Genomic DNA, 21,540 nt, shown 5'->3' with positions numbered 1-21,540 from the left:
CCGCACAGCCTAGTGCCGGACCATCACCGGCCTCATGAGAAGGGGGACGCAATGACCTTCCCACCGCACCCCAGCCCGTTCCGGACCTGGTGACGGCCATCGCGCAGGGGGCAAAGGTGCGAGCGGTCCGGCTCAACGAACTCGGTGGCGTGACGTTCCGCATCGAGGACTTCGACGGCGACCACACCGCGGCCCTGCTCGACGTAGCCGCGCGACTTCGGCAATCGCCGGACGGCCATTACGCTGGTACCGCACGACGGTAAACACGCGAAGGGGTATTTGTGCAGGTCACGAGCGTGGGTCACGCAGGATTCCGGATCGACACCTCGGCCGGGAGCATTCTGTGCGACCCCTGGGTCAACCCGGCGTACTTCGCGTCCTGGTTCCCGTTCCCCGACAACAGCACGCTGGACTGGGACGCACTCGGCGAGTGCGACTACCTCTACATCAGCCACCTGCACAAGGACCACTTCGACCCGGTGCTCCTACGCAACCACGTCAACAAGGACGCGGTGGTGCTCTTGCCCGACTACCCGGTGCCGGACCTGCGCCGAGAGCTGGAAACGCTGGGGTTCCACACGTTCGTCGAGACCACCGATTCGGTGAAGCACAGGGTCAGCGGCGCCAAGGGCGACCTGGACGTGATGGTCATCGCGTTGCGCGCGCCGGCCGACGGTCCCATCGGCGACTCCGGTCTGGTGGTGTCCGACGGGACGACGACCGCTTTCAACATGAACGACGCCCGCCCCGTTGATCTGGACATGCTGGCCCGCGAGTTCGGCCACGTCGACGTGCACATGCTGCAGTACTCGGGGGCCATCTGGTACCCGATGGTCTACGACATGCCGGCGCGGGCCAAGGAGGCGTTCGGCATCCAGAAACGGCAACGCCAGATGGACCGCTGCCGCCAGTACATCGCCCAGGTCGGCGCCACCTGGGTGGTGCCCTCGGCCGGCCCGCCCTGCTTCCTGGATCCGGAATTGCGTGACCTGAACGACGACCATGGCGATCCGGCCAACATCTTCCCCGACGAGATGGTGTTCCTGGACCAGATGCGCACCCACGGGCATGACGGCGGACTGCTGATGATTCCCGGATCGGTGGCGGATTTCACCGGCTCCCAACTGAATTCGTTGACGCATCCGGTCGACGAGCCGGAGACCATCTTCACCACGGGTAAGGCCGCCTACATCGAGGACTACGCGCAGCGGATGGCGCCGGTACTGGCCGCCGAGAAGGACGCCTGGGCGCCGGCCGAGGGCGAGCCGCTGCTTGAGCCGCTGCGGGCCCGGTTCGAACCCATCATGATCCAGTCCGACCAGATCTGTGACGGTATCGGGTATCCCGTGGAGCTGCGAGTGGGACCCGAGACGATAGTGCTGGACTTCCCGAAACGTACTGTGCGCGAACCTATCCCGGACGAGAAATTCCGCTACGGTTTCGAGATCCCGGCGCAGCTGGTGCGCACCGTGGTCCGTGACAACGAACCGGACTGGGTGAACACCATTTTCCTGTCCACCCGTTTCAAAGCCTGGCGGGTCGGCGGCTACAACGAGTACCTGTACACCTTCTTCAAATGCCTCACCGACGAGCGGATCGCTTACGCGGACGGCTGGTTCGCCGAGGCGCATGACGACAGTGCCTCGACCACCCTGGACGGTTGGGAGATTCAGCGCCGCTGTCCCCACCTGAAAGCAGACCTGTCGAAATTCGGTGTGGTGGAGGGCAACACGCTCACCTGCAACCTGCACGGCTGGCAGTGGAACCTGGAGAACGGTCGCTGCCTGACCGCCAAGGGGCATCAGTTGCGGAGCTCGAGACTGTCATGACCGCGGCGGTGTCCTACGATGACGGGCTGATCCAGCTGGATCGCCAGGCCCTGACGCTACGCCGCTACCATTTCCCGTCCGGCACATCCAAAATCATTCCACTGCAGTCGATTCGGGGTTACAAGGCCGAATCGATGGGGCTGGCCTTCGACCGGTTCCGGATCTGGGGGCCCTCCGATGATCCGCGCCGCTGGCTGCCGCTGGACGTGTGGCGCCCGATCAAATCAACCCTGGTGGTGCTCGACATCCCGGGCACCCGGCCCAGCCCGGCGTTCACCCCGCTGCGGGTCAAGGAGTTCCTGACCGTGCTGGACGAGTTGTTGAGCCTGCCCTGACCGTCAGGCCTGCAGCCGGGCCCGCACCGTCGCCAGGCGCTGTGCCAGTTCGTCCTCGCCGATGACCCCGCGAGCCAGCAGCGAATGGGCCAGGGCGACGAGCTGGTTCTCCGGGTACGGGACCCCGGCGTAGACCGTCGCCGAGAGTTCGTCCTCCTCGTCGCGGCGCTGCTTGAAGTCGGGGACGCCGTCGCAGGCGGTCCGGTCCAGCGCGTCGCACAGGCCGTCGAGGCTGGTCTTCCACGGGGGTACCGGATTCTCGACGCCGTACTTGGCGGCCATCCGCGACCACACCTGATTTCGCTCGACGATGCCTGCCAGGGGTTCGGGCGGGGTGCTCATGCGCCGTTGGGGTGGATGGCGGCCCGGGTCTCCACGATGACGTTGGTGGTCACGCCCGGCTTCGGCAGTGCGACGCCGATCAGGCTGTCGCGGGTGACGATCTCGGCCAGCTGATCCTCGGTCCAGTCGTCGGTGCCGTCGGGGCGTAACGGCATCACCATGAAGCGATGCTTCTGGTTGGAATCCTGCACCCGCACCTCGATGTCGTCGCCCAGGTACAGCCCGAACTCGGAGAGCACCTGCCGGGGCCAGCGGACGAGGCGGCGCCGGTAGTTGGGCGTGCGGTACCACTCGGGTGAATTGCCCAGAATCGGCCGCGGGTAGCAGGAGCACAGTGCGCACACGATGACGTGGTGCACGGTCGGGGTGTCGGCCAGGATCTCGAACGCGGTGAAGTCACTCGGGGTGCCGAACCCGGTGGGCTCCAGCCAGTCGACACCCACCTCCTTGCTCGCGGTCATCGGCTCGGCCAGCGCCAGCGCCTTGAAGTCGGGATCCAGCCAGGCCCGCGCCACCAGCCGCGCCGCGGGCGTCGGCCCGATCTGTTCGGCGAATTCGGTGAACCGGCGGTGCTCCTGCGCGGTGAACAGGCCCTTCTCGATGCACAGTTCGCGCAGCGCGATCTCGAGCACCTCGAAATCGGTGATCTCGTCCACCATCGGCTTTACGGTGCGGTCGTGGTCGTGGTCGTGGTCGTGGTCGTGGTCGTGCATCATGCGCCTCGCAGCCAGTGTTCGGGAATCTCAGTCCGCAGGGTGTCCGTGGGTGCGCCGGTGTAGTCGTCCCACAGCTCGGCCATCTCGAACTGCACGACGTAGAACCACTCCGGCAAGGCATCCGGCCGGTCCCACGTCTCGTCCTCGGCCGCCGGGCTTTCGTATGCGACGACGGCGATCTCACCTTCGGCGCCGCGGCAGTACTCCGGGGTGCGGGTGTAGAACAGCACCGGCAATTCGTCGCGCACCACCACGCGGTCGCCGACCTTGAACTTCGCCTCGCCGGCCTGGCCCGCGTAGACCTGCGGATCGCCCGAGCCGACCGCGCGAATGTGGTGCTCGTTGCGCAAGACGGCCGCCCCGTCGCCTTCGCTCTTGGGTTCGGCCTTGAGTTCGCGGCCCGCGAGTCCTCCGGCGTAACGGTCGGCCACCTCGGCCATCCGCTCGGTGAGTTCGGTGAGCCCGATGTGGTGCTTCTCGACCAGTACCCGCGCCACCGACAGCAGCCAGCGGCCGTAGTACGGAAACCCTTGGTAGACAGCGCGCCCCACGTCGACGTTGCCGATCCTGCGCCGCTCCTCGGAAAGCCAGATGCCGCGCCAGGCGAGAACTTCGCACATGACGTAGGTCATGTGCTCCCAGTACTCGTACGCCTTGTTGACGTACTTCATCGGCGCGTCGGGCTCACCCCCGACGTCGTGCACCGGCTTGGTCAGCGCGACGATCCGGCCGTGATCCATCAGGTCGGGGTACGGAGCGTCCGGGATCTCGGGATATGCCGACTTCAGGCGGCCGACCAGATCAAGTTGTGCAGCGCGTTCGGCAGCCGAACTCATGCGCGTTCCCCCTCAGCAAGCTGCATGGCCATCGCGTCGGGTTCCAGTACATCGCACATCGGCGCACGACGTGTGTGGAAAAGCCGCAATTCGTTGCGGACTGTTGCGCTCAGCGGACTTTCTGGCGCAGTTCGGAGTACGCGTCCGAGGCGGTGTCGTACACCCGGACCACGGCCTCGTCGCCCGGCTTCAGGAACGTCGACTCGCCCAGCGGCGTGTACCGGGTGGCGCCGATACCGATCAGCACGTGCTCGGGATGCCCGGAGGCGACCATCAACGCACCGACATCCTCCAGCGGGGTGTCCGGAGAGCCCTTCTGGTTGGCCAGCCGCTCGGTGATCCAGTCCAGCAGCACCTCACCGTAGTAGGAGTAACCCAGCAGTGGGCTGTCCATCCCGTACTCGTGCTCCTGGCCGTCGGCGGTGTTCAGGTGGCATACCAGCCGCAGGGTGGCGGTCGGGCCGTCCGGCGTCAGATCGTGCGCCTCGAAGAATTGGCGCGCAACGCCTTTCGACGCCGGTCCCCAGTTCTTCTTGTGGCTGATCTTGGGGGCGTTGGGCCTCCGGATCGAGCAGTCGTTGAACGCGCCCAGTGCGAACGGTTCCAGTGCGGAGACCGTGTCGCCGTGCCAGCGCACCCGGCAGGCCAGTCCCACCTCGGGCTCGATCTGCAGGTTCAGCGGGGTATCGCTGGCCGGCAGCGCGATCTCGTCGTGCGACAGCGGGAACTCGCCCAGGAAACCGTCGGATCCCGGTGCGTACCAAGGGAAGATGCCCTTGGGGGCGGTTCCTTCGGACTTCACGTTCGCGAAATCGACTGCCTCGCCCGCCTGTTCGAGGTGCCCGGCGAAGTTGCCCGCCACCCCGAAGCCGAACCAGTTCCGCAGTTCCGGGTAGTCGAGTTCGATCATGGCGCCAGGACCTCCGTACCGACGTAGGGCACCAGCGCCGCGGGCACCCGCACGCTGCCGTCGGGCTGCTGATGGTTCTCCAGGATGGCGACCAGCCACCGGGTGGTGGCCAGGGTGCCGTTCAGCGTCGCGGCGATCTGCGGCTTGCCGTCCTCGTCGCGGTAGCGGGTGGACAACCGGCGGGCCTGGAACGTCGAGCAGTTCGAGGAGGAGGTGAGTTCGCGATAGGTGCCTTGCGTCGGCACCCAGGCCTCGCAGTCGTACTTTCGCGCGGCCGAGGAGCCCAGATCGCCCGCGGCGACGTCGATCACCCGATACGGCACCTCGATCGCGGCCAGCATCTCGCGCTGCCAACCCAACAGCCGTTCATGTTCGGCGGCAGCGTCTTCGGGTTTGCAGTAGACGAAGGCCTCGACCTTGTCGAACTGGTGCACACGGATGATGCCGCGGGTGTCCTTGCCATAGCTGCCCGCTTCACGGCGGAAGCAGGACGACCATCCGGCGTAGCGGCGCGGTCCCTGCGACAGATCGAGGATCTCGTCGGCGTGATATCCGGCCAGCGGCACCTCGGAGGTGCCGACCAGGTACAGATCGTCATCGTCGAGGTGGTAGATCTCGTCGGCGTGGGCGCCGAGGAATCCGGTTCCGGCCATCACCTCGGGCCGGACCAGCACCGGCGGGATCATCAAGGTGAATCCGTTGGCGGTGGCCAGCCGGACGGCGAGTTGCAACAGGCCCAATTGCAGCAGCGCGCCGTGGCCGGTGAGGAAGTAGAAGCGCGAACCCGACACCTTGGCGCCGCGCTCCATGTCGATCAGGCCCAGCGCCTCGCCGAGTTCCAGATGGTCTTTGGGCGATTCGATGACGGGGGTGACACCGACGGTGTCGAGCACCACGAAGTTGTCCTCGCCGCCGGCGGGCACCCCGTCGACGATGACGTTGCCGACCGCCATGTGCGCTGCGGTGAAGGCGGTTTCGGCCTGTGCCTGCGCCGCTTCGGCGGATTTGACGGCGTCGGCGAGTTCCTTGGCGCGGGCCAGCAGGGCCGGGCGGTCCTGCGGCGACGCCTTGCCCACCGACTTGCTCGCGGCCTTCTGTTCGGCGCGCAGGTTGTCGGCGGCCGAGATGGCGGAACGGCGGGCGGTATCCGCCTCCAGCAGCGCGTCCACCAGGCCCGGATCTTCACCGCGGGCACGTTGTGACGCACGCACCCGGTCGGGATCGTCACGCAGCAGCTTGAGGTCGATCACGGCGGTAACCCTACTGTGCGGGCCGGGCCGTGCCACAACCACATAACATTACATCTGCATCACTTGTCACAGACCGTGACACGCCTGTCACAATAGAGCCGATGTTGGACGCACCCGAACACCCGGAGCCGTTCCTGTACGACGGGACCGCGCAACCGTCCCCGCCGCGGCGGCTGGCCTGGTTGCGTGATGCGCAATTGACCCCGACCCGGCGCGCGCTGCTGCTGACCGCGCTCGGCGGACTGATGATCGCCGGCGTCATCACCGTGCTCCCCGATACCGCTGCCGGTGGCCGGTTGGCCGGGCTGAGCTCCGGTGCGGGCGGCCTGTCGCGTTCCAACAGCACCTTCGACCATGCCGCCGGCGGCGCCTGCCTGAACTGGCCGGACCGCACCCCAGATGCCGCCCAGATCGTGGACTGCACCACCGAGCACCGGTTCGAGGTCGCCGAGGCGATCGACCTGCGGGCCTTCCCGGGCACCGAGTACGGCGCCAACGCCGCGCCGCCCACCCCGGCCCGCATTCAGCAGATCAGCCAGGAGCAGTGCCAGAGCGCCGTGCAGCGCTACCTCGGCGACAAGTACGACCCGAACGGCCGGTTCGCCGTGAGCCTGCTCTGGTCCGGGGAGAAGGCATGGCGGCAGAACGGCGAGCGCCGCATGCTGTGCGGCCTGCAGCTGCCCGGGGCCGACAACCAGCAGCAGGCCTTCCAGGGCAAGGTGGCCGCCATCGACCAGTCCAAGGTGTGGCCCCAGGGCACCTGTCTCGGCATCGACCCCGCCACCAACCAGCCGACCGACGTCCCTGTCGACTGTGCGAGCCCGCACGCGCTTGAGGTCACCGGTGCGGTGAATCTGGCCGAGAAGTATCCCGCCGGCGTCCCGCCCGAGCAGGAGCAGGACGCCTACGTCAAAGACACCTGCGCGAAGGTCACCGACGCATACCTGGCCCCGCTGAAGCTGCGCACCACCACGCTGACGCTGGTCTACAGCACCATCTCGCTGCCCAGCTGGCTGGCCGGCAGTCATCAGGTGTCCTGCAGCATCGGCACCACGCTCGGCAACGGCGGCTGGTCCACGCTGCTCAACAGCGCCAAGGGTGCGCTGATGATCAACGGCCGGCCCCCGGTCCCGCCGCCGGACATTCCGGACGAGCGGCTCGACATGCCGGCGATTCCGCCGCCGTCGATCGACCTGTCCCAGAACCAGTACGACTCCGGCAGTCAGTCCTCGCAGACGTCGCAGTCCACCCAGCAGACGCAGTCCAACGAGCACCTGCCCGGGCAGTCCACCCAGACGCCGTCCACGCAGGCCAGCCAGCCCTCGTCACCGGCACCGGCACCGCCCGGTGGGGGCAACACGTTCCTCAACGGACCGCCGCCGGCGGCGCCCGGTGACGTGCCTCCGCCGGCTGACGCGCCGGCCCCCGGAGGTCCTCCGTTGGACGGGCCACCGCCACCGGCCGATGCGCCCGCGGCGCCCCCGCCGGCCGGTCCGGCGCCCGGCCCGGTTCTGCCGCCGCAGTAGTCGCCACATGCCGGTGCAGATGAGCCGGAAGCGGTTCGACGAGTTGGTCTCCGACGCCCTGGACCTGATCCCGCCGGAGTTGGCGGCCACCGCCGACAACGTGGTGTTCCTGGTGCAGGGTCGCCATCCGGACGAACCGGAGCTGCTCGGCCTCTACGAGGGTGTGGCGCTCACCGAGCGGGACTCGTCCTACGGCGGCTATCTGCCGGACACCATCACCATCTACCGCGATGCCCTCCTGGAGATGTGCGACACCGCCGAGGACGTGGTCGAGGAGGTGGCGATCACGGTGGTGCACGAACTGGCCCACCACTTCGGCATCGATGACGACCGGCTGCACGAATTGGGTTGGGCCTGAAGCTCACCCGCGTGGGAACCCCGGCTTGTCGGTGCGCGGTGCTAGAAACGAATCATGAGCTTCAGCGAGCAGCCGCCAGGCCGATCGCGCACCGACGGCGAATGCCGGGAATGCGGCGACGGCCTCGCGCACTGCCATGGCACGGTGATTCTGCATGTCGGCCGCCGCGTCGAATGCACCGACGACTGTGGTGCCCCCGAGATCGAGCACACCTTCACCATCGACTGCGTCGCCATCGGGTGTCTCTGTGCCGAAGTTCAGCCCATCGGGTCGGGCACTGTCTCCTCGGGCGGCTGGTCGGCGTAGAACGGCGGGGTCAGCACGCCCCACTGCACACAACTCCACCGGCCGTCGGTGATCGGGCTCAGCACCACGGCCTCGGCATTGGCCAGGTGGTGGTCCATCGCGAACTGGCCGTCCACCCCGGCGAGTACGGCCGCCACCAGCCGGATCGCCGCACCGTGGCTGACCACCACGATGTCGTCCAGCCAGTCATGGTCGTCGAGATGCTGTATCCGTAGTTTGGTGAGGACCGGGACGATCCGGTTGAGCACCTGGGTCCCGCTCTCCCCGCCGGGCATGGACGCGTCGAGATCGCCGAGATGCCAGCGCTTGTAGATCTCGTCGAAGGTCTCGATTGCGGCGTCGTCATTGCGGTCTTCCAGGTCGCCGACCTGGACCTCGTAGATGTCGTCGAATTCGTGCGGCGTCTGACCCAGACCGGCGCCGATACCGGCTGCGGTCTCGCGGGCCCTGGTGGCCACCGAGTGCGCCACCCGGCCGACCGGGTGTTTCCAGTCGCGGGCGAAGATCTGTGCCTGCTCGTGGCCGAGTTCGGTGAGCGCGGCGCCGGGCGGGCGGGTGTCGAGGCGGCGTTCGACGTTGCCGAAGGACTGCCCGTGTCGTACCAGTACCAGCCGCCCGCTCATGATCGCTCCCCCTGCCACAGTGCCGTCAACCATTCCGCCGCCTCCCGCGACGCTTCCGACGGCGGTACCGATCCGGCCGCGGCACCGGTCGGCCAGGACCCCAGGTAGCGCACATCGGCACAGCGCCGGTGCAGCGCCTTCAGCGCCTCGGCGACGGCATCATCGCCGATGTGCCCGACGCAGTCGAGAAAGAACTTGTATGTACCCAATTCCGTTCGGGTGGGCCTTGATTCGATACGGGTGAGGTCGATGTCACGGACCGCGAACTCGGTCATCGCGGACACCAGCGCCCCGGGCACGTTGGCCAGGCTGAGCACCACGGAGGTGCGGTCGGCGCCGGTGCGCGCGGGCGGCGGCCCCGGTGGGCCGGCGAGCACGAACCTGGTGCGGGCATTGGGCTCGTCGACCACGTCGGCGGCCAGCACCGCCAGGCCGTAGCGCTCGGCCGCCAGCGCGGTGCTCACCCCTGCGTCGGCGCGGCCCCCGGCGACGTCCGCGGCGGCCGCGGCGTTGGACCGGGCCGGCACCACTTCGGCGTGCGGCAGTTCGGCGGCCAGCCAGCGCCGGACCTGGGCGGCGGCCACCGGGAACGCGGCGACGGTGGAAATGTCCGCGGCGGCGACACCAGCGCGGGTGACGATGCTGAATGCGACATCGAGGGTGTGCTCGGCATAGATCTGCAGCGCCGACCCCGCGGCCAGGCCGTCGAGGGTCGGCAGCACCGATCCTTCGATGGAATTCTCGAACGGGACGCATGCGTAGTCGGCGTCTCCGGCCCGGACGGCCTCGAGTGCGGCGGCGGGACTGTCGTGCGGCACCGGGGTCACCTCGGCACCGCCGGGAACCATTCCACCGGCCGCCATCTGCAGCAATGCCGCTTCGGTGAACGTTCCCTCCGGTCCGAGATAGGCGATGCGCGGCACGCCATCAACCCTAGTGGCTGATTGGCGCGGGTCCGGTTCAGCCGAGAGGAAAACCTTGCACACCGCCGATGATGTGGTTAAGTAAGGCTTACCTCACTAGCCGAAGGATGGTCAGATGACGACTGTGATGGCCGCACCGACAACTGCCGAGCGGATCCGCAGCGCCTGCGCGCGGGCCGGCGGCGCGATGCTGGCGGTCGAAGGGCTGGAACCGACCACCACGCCCGTGCACCACCTGCTGGCCGACGGCTCGTTCGCGATCACCATCCCCACCGACGGCCCACTGGCCGGCGCGCTGGTCTCCGCCGGCGCCGGCGGAATGCAGGCCGTCCTGGAGATGACCGACTACGCGCCGTTGCCGCTGCGCGAACCGGTGCGCTCGCTGGTCTGGATCCGCGGCCGGCTGTTCACCGTTCCCGCGGGCGAGGTCGCCGGCCTGCTCGACCTGATCGCCACCGAGCACCCCAATCCCGCTCTGCTGCAGGTGAATACCGACAGCCAGACGGTTTCCGGCCAGGATACCGCGTACGCCCTGGTGCGCCTGGAGATCGAGTCCGTCGTGGTGGCCGACTCGACCGGCGCCGAATCCGTCGCCGTCGGCGCCCTGCTAGAGGCGCGGCCCGACCCGTTCTGCGGCCTGGAGTCCTGCTGGCTGCGGCATCTGGAGTCCGCGCACCGCGAGGTGGTGGAGCGGCTGTCGGCCCGCCTGCCGATGACGCTGCGCGGCGGCCGGGTGCGTCCACTGGGGCTGGACCGCTATGGCGTGCAGCTGCGCGTCGAGGACGAGGCCGGCGACCACGACGTGCGGTTGCCGTTCGCCAGGCCCGTCGATGACGTGACCGGTCTGAGCCAGGCGATCCGGGTGCTGATGGGCTGCCCGTTCCTCAACGGGCTGCGCGCGCGCCGGATCTGACCGCCCCGGCGGCTACCGTGTCTGCGGTGACCGCCGACCACCCCGCCGAATTACCTCGGCGCACGCTGCGCCTGGAAATCCTCGTCGTGCTGGCGGTCAGCTTCGGCCTGAGTGCCTACACCGCCCTGCTCGATCTCGTCGAGGCCGTACTGCTCGGCTTGTCCGGACGCCGGGTGGCGTTGAACCAGCGCAGGTCCCCGTTCGATCTCATCGACTTCGGCCTCAACATGGCCTCGGTGTTCCAGCTGCTCGCCTGGGGCGCGCTCGGTCTGTATCTGTTGTGGCGCAGCGGTTCAGGACCCAAGAGCATCGGGCTTGGTCGCATCCGCCTGCATCCCGACGTGACCGGCGGGTTGGCGCTGGCCGCTCTGATCGGGCTGCCCGGACTCGCGCTCTACGTGGCGGCCCGGGTTTTGGGGCTGAGCGCATCGGTGGAGCCCGCACAGCTGTACGACACCTGGTGGCGCATCCCGGTGCTACTGGCCCTGGCTTTCGCCAACGGCTGGGCCGAAGAGATCATCGTCGTCGCCTTCCTGATCACCCGGCTGCGCCAGCTGCGCTTCAACCCGGCGGCCGTGCTGGCCATCTCCGCGGTACTGCGCGGCGCCTATCACCTGTACCAGGGCTACAGCGCCGGGTTGGGAAATGTGGTGATGGGCCTGGTGTTCGGCTACGTCTGGATGCGCACCGGACGGCTGTGGCCGTTGATCATCGCGCACGGACTGATCGACGCGGTCGCCTTCGTCGGGTACTCGCTGGCCGCCGGGCACTTGAGCTGGCTCGGCTGAATATGCGCGCGTTACCCGTACATTCGCAGCTGTGAACGTCTACCGGCCGCCCGGCCCGGAGCCGGAGCCACCCGGGCGCCGGCCACCGCCGCGGGAGCCGTCCCAGGTGATCCGGCGCGACGCCGGCCACCGGCCGCCGCCGCCCTGGCCGCCCAATCCCCCCACCCCGCACCGGGCGCCCGCACCGCCGGCCCCGCCACCACCGCGTCGCCGTCCGCCACCGCCACCGCCACCGCGTCAGGTCGCACCGCCGGCCCCCATCCCGGTGCCGAAGCCGCGGCGGCGCGGCCGCGTCCGGCGGGTGGCCACCCTACTGTTGGTGGCGCTGCTGACCGCGCTCGCGGCGGGGGTCGCGGGTGCGGCCTGGTTCGACACCACACTGCACCGGATCCCCGCGCTGGCCGACTATCCGGACCGGCCCGCCCCCGGTAAGGGCGTGACCTGGCTGCTGGTCGGCTCCGACAGCCGACAGAATCTCTCGCCCGAGCAGCAGACGGAACTCGCGACGGGCGGCGACATCGGCAATGGCCGCACCGACACCATCCTGTTGATCCACATCGGCGCGTGGGGATCGGGCACCCCGACCACGATGGTGTCGTTACCCCGGGACTCCTACGTCGAGATTCCCGGGCACGGCGAGGACAAGATCAATGCCGCCTTCGCGATCGGCGGCGCGCCGCTGCTCGCCCAGACCGTGGAGCAGGCCACGGGCCTGCATCTGGATCACTACGCCGAGGTGGGCTTCGACGGTTTCGCCGAACTCGTCGACGCCGTGGGCGGAGTGACCATGTGCCCGGCCGAACCGGTGAGCGATCCGCTGGCCGGCATCGACCTGCCCGCGGGCTGCCAGGAACTCGACGGCCGCAATGCGCTGGGATTCGTCCGGACCCGCGCTACCCCGCGGGCCGACCTGGACCGGATGGTCAACCAGCGGGCGTTCATGTCGGCGCTGCTGCACCGCGCCGCCAGCCCGGAAGTACTGCTCAACCCGTTGCGCTGGTACCCGATGGTGCATGCCGTCGGCGGGGCGCTCAGCGTGGATCAGGGCGGTCACGTCTGGGACTTGGCCAGGCTGGGCTGGGCGCTGCATGGCAGCGCCGTCACCACCACGGTGCCCATCGGGGAGTTCACCAGTAGCGACTCCGGGGCGGTGGTGGTGTGGGACAGCGATGCGGCCGGCCGACTGTTCGGCGCTCTCGCTGCCGACACCCCGGTGCCGGCGGACGTACTCAACACGGGCCAGCCCTGACTCGCCAGCAAACTTTTGCGACCCGCCACAGCCAGGTGTAACTGGAGTCACTCCAGTTAGGAAACGCTAACCTGAATAAGGGTGACCTTGGCTGACAATGCCTCTGACCAGCGTTATTGTCGTGATCATGACCGACGGGACCGCTCTCGACACGAAGTTCAACACCCTGCTCCGCGAGCAGATCCGCAGCGAATTCACCGCGTCGCAGCAATACATCGCCATCGCCGTGTACTGCGATGGATCCGACCTGCCGCGGCTGGCCACGCACTTTTACGCCCAGGCCGTCGAAGAGCGCAATCACGCGATGATGCTGGTGCAGTACCTGCTCGATCGCGATCTGGACGTCGAGATCCCCGGTACCGACGCCGTGCTCAACAAATTCGACACCCCGGCACAGGCGTTGCGACTGGCGTTGGAGCAGGAGCGCACGGTCACCGAGCAAATCACCCGGCTGGCCAGCGTGGCCCGCGACGAGGGTGACTACCTGGGCGAGCAGTTCATGCAGTGGTTCCTCAAGGAGCAGGTCGAGGAGGTCGCCACCATCTCGTCGCTGGTCCGCATCGCCGAGCGCGCCGGGGCCAACCTGTTCCACCTGGAGGATTTCGTCGCACGCGAGCTGGCCGGCGGGGCCACCGATCCGGGTGCGCCCAAGGCGGCCGGCGGCGCGCTCCAGCTTTAGTCCCGCCCCACCCCGGTCAGCCCGTTCTGCAGCCAGTCCTTGGTGCGGCCGGGGTGGTTGGTGGCGACCCAGCCCACCCCGACGTCGCGGCAGTACCGGACGTCCTCATAGTGGTCGACCGTCCAGCAGTACAGCGCCCGTCCCTGCGCGGCGGCGCGGTCGACCAGCTCGGGGTGCTCTCGCAGCGTGGCGATCGACGGACCCACCGCGGTGGCCCCGACCGTCGTTGCTGCACTCCCACCCAGATACCGCGACGTCTCCCCCAGCAGCACGGTGGGCAGCATCGGCGCGGCGCGCCTCGTCCGCCACACCGCGGCCGCGGAAAACGACATCACCACGGCGCGAGCCAGGTCAGCCGACGGCGGCGCGGCGATCCCGTAACGGTGCAGCACTGCCAGCACCTTGCTCTCGACCAGCGCCCCGTATCGCACCGGGTGCTTGGTCTCGATGAAGATCTTCACCGGCCGCTTCCAGTCCAGCACCAGGGTGATCAGCGTGTCCAGGGTCAACAACCCGGTGTCTCCGGTGGCTGCGCTGTCGCGCCAGCCGGCATGCCATGAGCCGTAGTCGAGTTCGCGCATCTGGGCCAGCGTCATCTCGCTGACCAACCCGGTCCCATTCGAGGTGCGGTCCACCCGGCGGTCGTGCACGCACACCAGGTGCCCGTCCCTGGTGAGCCGGACATCGCATTCGACGCCGTCGGCACCTTCCTGGAGCGCCAGCTCATAGGCGGCGAGGGTGTGCTCCGGACGTTCGGCGGACGCGCCGCGATGGGCGACGACGAAGGGATGGCGATGCTCGGTGGATCCCGGTATCGGTTCCGATCCGGCTCCGGCGTCGCCCGCGGTCATATGGCTATGCTGCCGGGTTTTGGTCTTCGTCCTCAACCGCTGGCGCGGAATCGGCCGGTTCCGGCTCGGATTCCGGCCGCTGCGGGCCGGTGGCGACCATCACCCAGCGCTTGACCGGACGGTCGACGGGTCTGCGCTCGAAGCCCTGGAAGACCTGCAGCAGCAGCACGACGGTCGCCAGCGCCAGCAGGTAGGCGACCGTGGTGGTCACCGTGTTGTTCGCGATGCCCTGCGCATCGCTGACGAAGCTGGTCGCGATCGACAACACCGAGACCACGGTGCTGAACACCCACGCGATCCACCAGGGCGCGATCCGCAGTCTGGTGCGGCCTTCGGCGCGGGCCAACTCGATCAGATAGACCGGCGCCCAGAACAGATTGACCACCGGGACCAGACAGCCGGCCCACAACTGCAGTTTCGACCGCAGTTCCGGCCGGCCGTTGTGGGCGAATACCGCGGCCCGCCGCGCGATCAGCCAATTGGTCAGCACCACCGCCGTCGCGATCATCGCGAACACCGCCAGCACGCTGGCCACCACACCGCCCCACGTCACCACCGCGGCGACGACGGGGTTCAGCAGCACCGTGCGATTGACCAGCAGCAAGGCGTACCGCACGACGTGCATGAGCGCCGCGAAGCCCAGGATCGCCATCGTGGTGACCAGGGTGGCTCGCACCATCGTGGCCGACGGACCGCCACGTGCTTCGGCGTCGACCGCGCCCTCGGCGGGGTGTTCGCCGCCCGGCGGGTACAGGCTCCAGCGCGGCACACTCCCGTAGCGGGGGGTCGGCCCCAGCGGCCGGCGTTGCGGCCTGGGCGGGGGCGCCGCACCCGGCCGCACCGCGATCCATTTGAAGCCAGCCGGGAGCGGTCCGGGTTGCGCCCTGTTCGGCCCGGCTGCCGGTGTCCGCCAGCGCGGATCCGGATTCCCCGGCTGCGGCGGGCCCGCGGGCGCCGCGGGCATCACACCGGGCGCAAGCAGGGTGCCTCGGCAGCGCGGGCACCAGACCCGCTGGCGGTCGCGGACGTTCCACCGCGTCCCGCACTGGGCGCAGACCTGAATCACGGCACCAGCCTACGGCGTGGTCAGACCGTGCCCGCAGAGCCGCCGTCCGTGGTCACCGGCCGTCCGGCCTGCGCCCACGCCAGCATCCCACCGGTCACGTTGATGGGTTCGAAGCCGTTGCGCACCAGATACTGCGCAACCCGCAGCGACCGCCCGCCGGCGTGGCAGACCACATAGAGCGTCGCATCCCGGTCGATCTCGTCGATCCTGGCCGGAACGTCGCCCATCGGGATGTGCTGGGCGCCGGCGACGTGCCCGCGCTGCCATTCGTCGTCCTCGCGGACGTCCAGCAAGACCACCGAGTCGTCAAAAGTCAGCGGAACCTCGGTCACTTCGGCGTGCGCCACGTCAACGTCAGACATGGCACCCATGCTGGCATGGGCCACCGGCGGCCGCACCTGTTTGGTGGACAGCCGTCCAGAGCCAGCAATTTCTGCACTATCCACAGTTTCCACAGGTTTATCCACAGGCACCGGATACCGGAGAACGGGCCCGAGCGTGCGATTCCGCGCCAAGGCTGTGGATAACCTGAGGCCTGAAAACGCCGACAATCAACAAGAGTCGGTGCGGCTGAGCGAAAAAGGTTGCTTAGCTAATTTTCGTCACGGGCTATTCACGGCGCGTTCGACTGGAATTGTCCGATACCCACGCTCGCCGGGTTTCACACATCGACCCCGAGCGCGCCGCCGGCTAACGCCGATTTCACCTGTCGGCCGAAAGGGGTTTATGATCACCGTCACAACAGCCGTGTGACAGATCTCACTTGGGGGATGTTTCGATCGTGCAGGTCAGGAGCTTGTGATGGCAGCGCACCCACTACGCCCCGGATCAGCCGCGCCGCCGTCGGACTGGCAGGGGCCGTCGCGGATGTACGGCAACCAGGCCATGGCCTGTTTGCGCGCCGGAGTGATCGCGCTGGTGCTTCTCGCAGTTCTCGCCCTCATCGTCCTGACCTGACGCAGCCAGGTTTTATTCCCCGTGTGCAGTAACTGCACACGTCCTTGCGATGCCAGCCGTGATGAGGCAAGGATGGTGTTGAGCTTGTTGTCGATATACGCGACGCCGAACTCCACCGCCTATCAACACGATGCGGATCAATATGAATAGGAAGGAAGCCGGTGGCTGAATACACCCTCCCGGAGCTTGATTACGACTACAGCGCCCTGGAACCCCACATTTCCGGACAGATCAACGAGATCCACCACAGCAAGCACCACGCGACGTACGTCAAGGGACTGAACGACGCGCTGGCCAAGCTCGAGGAAGCCCGCGCCAAGGACGATCAGTCGGCCATCTTCCTGAACGAGAAGAACCTTGCGTTCCACCTCGGCGGTCACGTCAACCACAGCATCTGGTGGAAGAACCTGTCGCCCAACGGTGGCGACAAGCCCACCGGTGAGCTCGCGCAGGCCATCGACGACCAGTTCGGTTCGTTCGACAAGTTCCGCGCTCAGTTCACCGCCGCCGCCAACGGGCTGCAGGGCTCCGGCTGGGCCGTCCTCGGCTACGACAGCCTCGGCGACCGCTTGCTCACCTTCCAGCTGTATGACCAGCAGGCCAACGTGCCGCTCGGCATCATCCCGCTGCTGCAGGTCGATATGTGGGAGCACGCCTACTACCTGCAGTACAAGAACGTGAAGGCCGACTATGTGACGGCGTTCTGGAACGTCGTCAATTGGGCCGACGTGCAGGATCGCTTCGCCAAGGCGACCACCAAGACCGGTGGACTCATCTTCGGCTGAGGCCGCTGACGCCGACGAAAGCCCCGTACGTGAACCGCGTGCGGGGCTTTCGCGTTGCATAACGGTTTACCGCTGGCAGTCGTGTCCTCTTGCGTGCTAACCACATGGTGGCTCATCCTGATCGGATCGACCCACAGCAGTGTCGTCAGGTTCCAGCACTGTCGGGAGGCCAGATGGATACCGGACCCCAACGGGCGGTGGAGATCGCCCCGTTCCACACCGGTGGTTCCCTGAAAGGGTTTGTGGTGTCCGGACGTTGGCCGGATTCGACGAAGGAATGGGCCCAGCTCCTGATCGTCGCCGTCCGCGTCGCTTCGCTTCCTGGATTACTTTCCACCACAACGATTTTCGGCGTCCGCGAGGAGCTTCCCGACCAACCCGCCCCGGGCACGGTGGGTCTGGTGCTGGCCGAGGGTACCGTGGTCGGCGAATCCGCTGTTCCGCCTGGCTTTTTCGCCGATCGTCAACCGGCCGCCCTGCTGATGTTGCACCCGCCGTCGGAAACCACCCCGTCACTGCCCGAATGCACCGGCGCGGCTTCGGGTTGCGTGCTACTGCCCGGCTTGCCGCACCTGGGACTCGAGCACCGGGCCGCCTGGGTCGAGGCGGAGTCCGATGGCACCATCACCTCAATGGTCAGCCGGGTCGGCGTCGACCCGATCAGTCATCCGGACACCGCTATCCTAGCGATGTTACTTGCCGCATAAGGCTTTTCGCATAGCGTCCGAACAAAGTACGGGTGCCCGAACTCCGTGCCCGAAGTGGCGCCGGCAGCACGCAGCCGTTATCGTCGAAAGCATCAGCGAAGGGGAGTAGCCCGCAATCGCCGAGTCGACATACTGGCAGCGCGCACGCGAGAGCGATGCACCAAGCCCGGCCCGGCGAACCGCACCGCGGTGGGCGAGACCTTCGACCGAACGTCCGTTGGACCGAGAGCACTCGGTCCGTCGGCGCCGCGTCGAAAGGTCGTCACCGTGCTCAGCGCCGCACTCGTCAGTCTCGGAGTCGTGTTTCTCGCCGAACTCGGCGACAAGTCCCAACTGATCACCATGACCTATGCGCTGCGCCACCGCTGGTGGGTGGTGCTGTCCGGGGTCGGTATCGCCGCCTTCCTGGTGCACGGCCTGTCGGTCACCATCGGTCATTTCGTGGGGCTGACGCTGCCGGAACGGCCGATCGCGTTCGCCGCGGCCATCGCCTTCCTGCTTTTCGCGGTGTGGACCTGGCGGGACAGCCGGGCCGGCGACGGCGACCCGGACGAGGTCCGCGTCGCCGAGCCACGATTCGTGGTCTTCGCCGTGGTGTCGTCCTTCGTACTGGCCGAGCTCGGCGACAAGACGATGCTGGCCACCGTGGCACTGGCCAGCGACCACAACTGGGCCGGGGTGTGGATCGGCGCGACCATCGGCATGGTGGCCGCGGACGGCGCCGCGATCGCGGTCGCGGCACTGCTGCACCGGCGCCTCCCCGAACGCTTCCTGCACAGCATGGCCGCCGTGCTCTTCGCCCTGTTCGGGCTCTGGCTGCTCTTCGACAACGCGCTGCACCTGCCCTGGGTGGCCGTGGCGGTCACCGGCACGCTGGCCGTCACCGCCATCGGCACGGCGCTGGTGCGGTACCTACGGGCCCGAACGGAATCCGGTGCCGAAGGCGCCCCGGCACCACGGGATTCGTCGCCGGAGTATCGCTGAACCACGACTGGCTACTGTCATCCGTTCGGATGACAGTGGACTTCGGCCGTGACGCCCATGCCCTTACGTGGCGGTAAGCGGATTTACGGCGGTGACGCTCGATATTTCGCCAGCGTCGATAGCAAATCCCATTTTCCGCTTTGCTGCAGCTAGCACGCCCAGCTAGGCGCGGGCCGTGGGCCGACTGTGACAACACACCCCTGGGCATCAATACGGGCAAAACAACGCATCCGTTATTTTTTCGGTTGCCGGACCGCCGGTCCTAGGTTCTCAAAACTGCTTGACGTGCTGCTGACGGGCCTCGCGGCGTAGTGTGCGTACACGTGTTATGACTTTTAAGTGGTTTGCACTTGGTTGTGACGACAACACTCGCTACGATGATCAGCAAATACGAGACTAACGTGCACCACTCGTGAGTTATGTGGAGGAAAGTTAGATGAGCAAGACGTTCGCCGCCCGGCTAAACCGGTTGTTCGAGACCGTTTACCCGCCGGGACGCGGCCCGCACACATCTGCTGAGGTCATCGGCGCGCTGAAGGCCGAAGGCGTGACCATGTCGGCCCCGTACCTGTCCCAGCTGCGGTCGGGTAACCGGACGAATCCGTCGGTCACCACCATGGCGGCACTGGCGAACTTCTTCCGGATCAAGCCGGCGTACTTCACCGACGACGAGTACTACGAGAAGCTCGACAAGGAGCTGACCTGGCTGGCCAACATGCGGGACGAGGGCGTGCGTCGCATCGCTGCCCGCACCGTCGGCCTGTCCGCCGAGTCGCAGCAGGATCTCGCCCTCAAGGCCGACGAACTGCGCCGCAAGGAGAACCTGGACAGCTGACCCGGCTCCGGCCTGGGTCGCCACCCACCTCACCACGAACGGTGTCACCGCGCTTTCAGCGCCCGGTGGCACCGTTCGTGCGTTCCAGCTCGCAATACTGTTCCGCGATCGCCAGGATCCACTCGCGATCCGAATAGGTCGGCGGCTGCCGCAACCAGTTGAGTCCGGGGAATCTCTCATCGGCGGTGTCGCGGCCGTCGCCGCGCCCGTCGTAGATCCACTGCGCGATACCCCGGGCCTGTTCGGTCGCGGGCACCGGCGGAGCCTCCAGATCGGCGAGATCGCCGATGTCGACCACGTGCTCGGGATCGTCGCCCTCATCCGGGGCTGCCGCACCGTTGGACTGCACCCGCCGTCGGGTGGTCTCAGCGGCGGAGGCCTCCAGATAGAGCGAATCCGAGATCAGCGACATCTGCTCGGCGACCCGGAACAGCAGCGGGCCACGCGGCCGCACGCCGATGCCCACGTCGGGATGACGGCCACTGAGCTCGGCCAACAGCGGGGACACGGTACGCAGTTCGCGGCGAGCGCCGAACCAGTCCTCCACACTGGGCAGCAGCGATCCACCCGCGACCACGAGCATCGCGCATCCCAGCAGCGTCGCTGCCGACCCCACGCCGAGCAGGTTTGTGTTCCCCACCGCCCGCAGCAGGAAGAACGCGCTGGCCAGCACGATCAGCACGATGCCGACACTGAATACGAAAAGCGCCCGGCCGCGGCGGGTCCGGTTGGAATGCCGCACGCCCGCCCAGGCCACCAGGGTCAGCGCCAGGAGCACATAGAGCAATGGCAGCAGCCAAGCCGACAAACCGCCCGCGGAGCCCAGATTCCGGCGCAGATACTCCTCCGGCGCCATTTCGGGTTCCTGTCCGGAGACGAAGAACGCGACCATGGTGACGATCGCGATCACCGCCGCCACCAGATACTGCGCCATCGCGATCCGCCTGATCGTCACCGGTTTACGGTCGGAGGCGACCGTCGTGATCATCACGCAGCTGCCTGCCGCGCAGGAGATCAGCGCCACCTGGCTCAGCGCCACGGCGATGTTCGGCCAGTGCAGCGCGGTGTCGATCAGCAGCGTCAAAGGCTGCCAGTTCAAGGCGGCGACGGTGCCGAGACTGCCCAGCGCCAAGATCATGGCGCTGCTGACCAGGGATTGCTTGTTGACCAGAGCCCATCCGATACGCAGGCCGGTCGCCAGTCCCAACAGACCGGCGATCACCCAGACGATCAACCAAACGCCTCTCCGAGCCGCACCTGCACGATCGATGATCGATCCGACGGCAACCGGCCGAGACGGTAGATCAGCAGCGCGGCGAAATCCTCCGCCTCCTGCTCGGCATCCTCGCCGGCAGGCCCCATGCAGCCGGTCCGCTGATTCAGCATGTACCCGATCAGGTCCGAGCCGGCCAGTTCCATCGCGCCGCGGGCCGCCTCCACCACGGGGATGCCGTCATGCCCCAGCACCAGGTGGCCGAGTTCGTGGGCCAGGGTGCGGTCCCACGCCGGCAATCCCTTCTGGATGAGGAAGACATCGTGGTCGGCGTACTGGCGCCATTGGCCGCACACCCCTGCGGGCAGGTCGGCCATCTTCAGTTCGATCGGTCGGCCGCGGTCGGCACTGACGGCGTCCACCAACCGTGGCAGGGACACCTCTCCCTTGCGTGGGGCAAGGTCCAGTACGGCACCCACGGCCTTGGTCACACGGCGACTAGCAGGCATTTCGACCCCCTTCAGATACTTCCACTATGGCGCTGCGCGACGCCGTTAGC

27 protein-coding genes are annotated in these 21,540 nt (G+C 67.6%); 14 read left to right on the top strand and 13 right to left on the bottom strand.

The genetic code is table 11. The annotated features are described in order from the left end of the window. Positions 1–89: 89 nt before the first annotated feature. The 3 genes from ACXPWS_RS00805 to ACXPWS_RS00795 are packed head-to-tail and all read left to right on the top strand — an operon-like array spanning position 90 to position 2,164. Entirely contained in the window at positions 90–263 is a 174-nt protein-coding gene (locus tag ACXPWS_RS00805) for a hypothetical protein (protein WP_458710617.1), read from the top strand. A gap of 18 nt (positions 264–281) precedes the next feature. After that, the gene (locus tag ACXPWS_RS00800; RefSeq protein ID WP_458710616.1) at positions 282–1,829 is read left to right on the top strand and encodes a Rieske 2Fe-2S domain-containing protein; all 1,548 of its coding nucleotides are present in this window, start codon (positions 282–284) and stop codon (positions 1,827–1,829) included. Continuing rightward, entirely contained in the window at positions 1,826–2,164 is a 339-nt protein-coding gene (locus ACXPWS_RS00795; protein ID WP_458710615.1) for a hypothetical protein, read from the top strand. The genes ACXPWS_RS00800 and ACXPWS_RS00795 overlap by 4 nt, the downstream gene beginning before the upstream one ends. A gap of 3 nt (positions 2,165–2,167) precedes the next feature. On the opposite strand, the gene ACXPWS_RS00790 is transcribed toward ACXPWS_RS00795, so the two are convergent. The 5 genes from ACXPWS_RS00790 to serS all read right to left on the bottom strand — a co-directional run bounded on the left by ACXPWS_RS00790 (position 2,168) and on the right by serS (position 6,218). Further along, positions 2,168–2,506 carry a thiocyanate hydrolase gene (locus tag ACXPWS_RS00790; protein WP_458710614.1) on the bottom strand — a complete coding sequence of 113 codons (339 nt, stop codon included), beginning with the start codon at positions 2,504–2,506 and terminating at the stop codon, positions 2,168–2,170. Continuing rightward, a complete protein-coding gene (scnC, locus tag ACXPWS_RS00785; protein ID WP_458710613.1) occupies positions 2,503–3,219 on the bottom strand; it encodes a thiocyanate hydrolase subunit gamma in 717 nt (238 codons plus the stop codon). The genes ACXPWS_RS00790 and scnC overlap by 4 nt, the downstream gene beginning before the upstream one ends. After that, positions 3,219–4,058, bottom strand: a complete 840-nt coding sequence (locus tag ACXPWS_RS00780; protein WP_458710612.1) for an SH3-like domain-containing protein — start codon at positions 4,056–4,058, stop codon at positions 3,219–3,221. Before ACXPWS_RS00780 ends, scnC begins: the two co-directional genes overlap by 1 nt. A 109-nt stretch (positions 4,059–4,167) precedes the next feature. Beyond that, positions 4,168–4,968 carry a DUF5718 family protein gene (locus ACXPWS_RS00775; protein ID WP_458710611.1) on the bottom strand — a complete coding sequence of 267 codons (801 nt, stop codon included), beginning with the start codon at positions 4,966–4,968 and terminating at the stop codon, positions 4,168–4,170. Beyond that, positions 4,965–6,218 (bottom strand): serine--tRNA ligase, encoded by a 1,254-nt coding sequence (gene serS / locus ACXPWS_RS00770; RefSeq protein ID WP_458710610.1) that lies wholly within the window; start codon positions 6,216–6,218, stop codon positions 4,965–4,967. The genes ACXPWS_RS00775 and serS overlap by 4 nt, the downstream gene beginning before the upstream one ends. A 101-nt stretch (positions 6,219–6,319) precedes the next feature. Here serS and ACXPWS_RS00765 point away from each other — a divergent pair, with 101 nt between their 5' ends. Both ACXPWS_RS00765 and ACXPWS_RS00760 read left to right on the top strand, forming a co-directional pair. After that, positions 6,320–7,744, top strand: a complete 1,425-nt coding sequence (locus ACXPWS_RS00765; protein WP_458710609.1) for a septum formation family protein — start codon at positions 6,320–6,322, stop codon at positions 7,742–7,744. A 7-nt stretch (positions 7,745–7,751) separates the two neighbouring features. Then, positions 7,752–8,102 carry a metallopeptidase family protein gene (locus ACXPWS_RS00760; RefSeq protein WP_458710608.1) on the top strand — a complete coding sequence of 117 codons (351 nt, stop codon included), beginning with the start codon at positions 7,752–7,754 and terminating at the stop codon, positions 8,100–8,102. A 3-nt stretch (positions 8,103–8,105) separates the two neighbouring features. Here ACXPWS_RS00760 and ACXPWS_RS00755 read toward each other — a convergent pair whose 3' ends face one another. The 3 genes from ACXPWS_RS00755 to pheA are packed head-to-tail and all read right to left on the bottom strand — an operon-like array spanning position 8,106 to position 9,954. Next, positions 8,106–8,312, bottom strand: coding sequence for a hypothetical protein (locus ACXPWS_RS00755; protein WP_458710607.1), 207 nt, complete (start codon positions 8,310–8,312; stop codon positions 8,106–8,108). 47 nt (positions 8,313–8,359) lie between these two features. After that, entirely contained in the window at positions 8,360–9,031 is a 672-nt protein-coding gene (locus ACXPWS_RS00750) for a histidine phosphatase family protein (RefSeq protein WP_458710606.1), read from the bottom strand. Further along, a complete protein-coding gene (gene pheA / locus ACXPWS_RS00745; RefSeq protein ID WP_458710605.1) occupies positions 9,028–9,954 on the bottom strand; it encodes a prephenate dehydratase in 927 nt (308 codons plus the stop codon). Before pheA ends, ACXPWS_RS00750 begins: the two co-directional genes overlap by 4 nt. A 115-nt stretch (positions 9,955–10,069) precedes the next feature. Here pheA and ACXPWS_RS00740 point away from each other — a divergent pair, with 115 nt between their 5' ends. The 4 genes from ACXPWS_RS00740 (at position 10,070) to ACXPWS_RS00725 (ending at position 13,583) form a co-directional block, all read left to right on the top strand. Continuing rightward, a complete protein-coding gene (locus ACXPWS_RS00740; protein WP_458710604.1) occupies positions 10,070–10,867 on the top strand; it encodes a DUF2470 domain-containing protein in 798 nt (265 codons plus the stop codon). 26 nt (positions 10,868–10,893) lie between these two features. Continuing rightward, entirely contained in the window at positions 10,894–11,655 is a 762-nt protein-coding gene (locus tag ACXPWS_RS00735) for a CPBP family intramembrane glutamic endopeptidase (RefSeq protein ID WP_458710603.1), read from the top strand. Positions 11,656–11,686: 31 nt separating this feature from the next. Next, positions 11,687–12,904 (top strand): LCP family protein, encoded by a 1,218-nt coding sequence (locus tag ACXPWS_RS00730; protein ID WP_458710602.1) that lies wholly within the window; start codon positions 11,687–11,689, stop codon positions 12,902–12,904. Positions 12,905–13,031: 127 nt separating this feature from the next. Continuing rightward, the gene (locus ACXPWS_RS00725) at positions 13,032–13,583 is read left to right on the top strand and encodes a ferritin (protein WP_458710601.1); all 552 of its coding nucleotides are present in this window, start codon (positions 13,032–13,034) and stop codon (positions 13,581–13,583) included. On the opposite strand, the gene ACXPWS_RS00720 is transcribed toward ACXPWS_RS00725, so the two are convergent. The 3 genes from ACXPWS_RS00720 to ACXPWS_RS00710 are packed head-to-tail and all read right to left on the bottom strand — an operon-like array spanning position 13,580 to position 15,862. Further along, positions 13,580–14,434, bottom strand: coding sequence for a glycerophosphodiester phosphodiesterase (locus ACXPWS_RS00720; RefSeq protein WP_458710600.1), 855 nt, complete (start codon positions 14,432–14,434; stop codon positions 13,580–13,582). The genes ACXPWS_RS00725 and ACXPWS_RS00720 overlap by 4 nt on opposite strands. Positions 14,435–14,438: 4 nt before the next feature. Then, entirely contained in the window at positions 14,439–15,500 is a 1,062-nt protein-coding gene (locus tag ACXPWS_RS00715) for a DUF4328 domain-containing protein (protein ID WP_458710599.1), read from the bottom strand. A 20-nt stretch (positions 15,501–15,520) separates the two neighbouring features. Continuing rightward, positions 15,521–15,862 (bottom strand): rhodanese-like domain-containing protein, encoded by a 342-nt coding sequence (locus ACXPWS_RS00710; RefSeq protein ID WP_458710598.1) that lies wholly within the window; start codon positions 15,860–15,862, stop codon positions 15,521–15,523. 439 nt (positions 15,863–16,301) lie between these two features. Between ACXPWS_RS00710 and ACXPWS_RS00705 the strand changes: the two genes are divergently transcribed. The 5 genes from ACXPWS_RS00705 (at position 16,302) to ACXPWS_RS00685 (ending at position 19,768) form a co-directional block, all read left to right on the top strand. Further along, complete coding sequence (locus ACXPWS_RS00705) at positions 16,302–16,457, top strand: hypothetical protein (protein ID WP_458710597.1); 156 nt, start codon at positions 16,302–16,304, stop codon at positions 16,455–16,457. Positions 16,458–16,618: 161 nt separating this feature from the next. Next, positions 16,619–17,242 carry a superoxide dismutase gene (locus ACXPWS_RS00700; RefSeq protein ID WP_266047188.1) on the top strand — a complete coding sequence of 208 codons (624 nt, stop codon included), beginning with the start codon at positions 16,619–16,621 and terminating at the stop codon, positions 17,240–17,242. 173 nt (positions 17,243–17,415) lie between these two features. Further along, positions 17,416–17,949 carry a peptidase gene (locus ACXPWS_RS00695; protein WP_458710596.1) on the top strand — a complete coding sequence of 178 codons (534 nt, stop codon included), beginning with the start codon at positions 17,416–17,418 and terminating at the stop codon, positions 17,947–17,949. Between the two features lie 267 nt (positions 17,950–18,216). Beyond that, complete coding sequence (locus ACXPWS_RS00690; RefSeq protein ID WP_458710595.1) at positions 18,217–18,933, top strand: TMEM165/GDT1 family protein; 717 nt, start codon at positions 18,217–18,219, stop codon at positions 18,931–18,933. A 436-nt stretch (positions 18,934–19,369) separates the two neighbouring features. Further along, positions 19,370–19,768 carry a helix-turn-helix domain-containing protein gene (locus tag ACXPWS_RS00685; RefSeq protein ID WP_458710594.1) on the top strand — a complete coding sequence of 133 codons (399 nt, stop codon included), beginning with the start codon at positions 19,370–19,372 and terminating at the stop codon, positions 19,766–19,768. A 55-nt stretch (positions 19,769–19,823) separates the two neighbouring features. On the opposite strand, the gene ACXPWS_RS00680 is transcribed toward ACXPWS_RS00685, so the two are convergent. Together ACXPWS_RS00680 and ACXPWS_RS00675 are read right to left on the bottom strand one after the other, a co-directional pair. After that, positions 19,824–21,002: a hypothetical protein gene (locus ACXPWS_RS00680; RefSeq protein ID WP_458710593.1), complete on the bottom strand. Its 1,179-nt coding sequence runs from the start codon at positions 21,000–21,002 to the stop codon at positions 19,824–19,826. Continuing rightward, complete coding sequence (locus tag ACXPWS_RS00675) at positions 20,999–21,490, bottom strand: ImmA/IrrE family metallo-endopeptidase (protein ID WP_458710592.1); 492 nt, start codon at positions 21,488–21,490, stop codon at positions 20,999–21,001. Before ACXPWS_RS00675 ends, ACXPWS_RS00680 begins: the two co-directional genes overlap by 4 nt. Between the last annotated feature and the right edge of the window lie 50 nt (positions 21,491–21,540).

Source organism: Mycobacterium sp. BMJ-28 (genome assembly GCF_054404835.1).
This window is presented reverse-complemented; position numbering and strand designations above follow the sequence as displayed.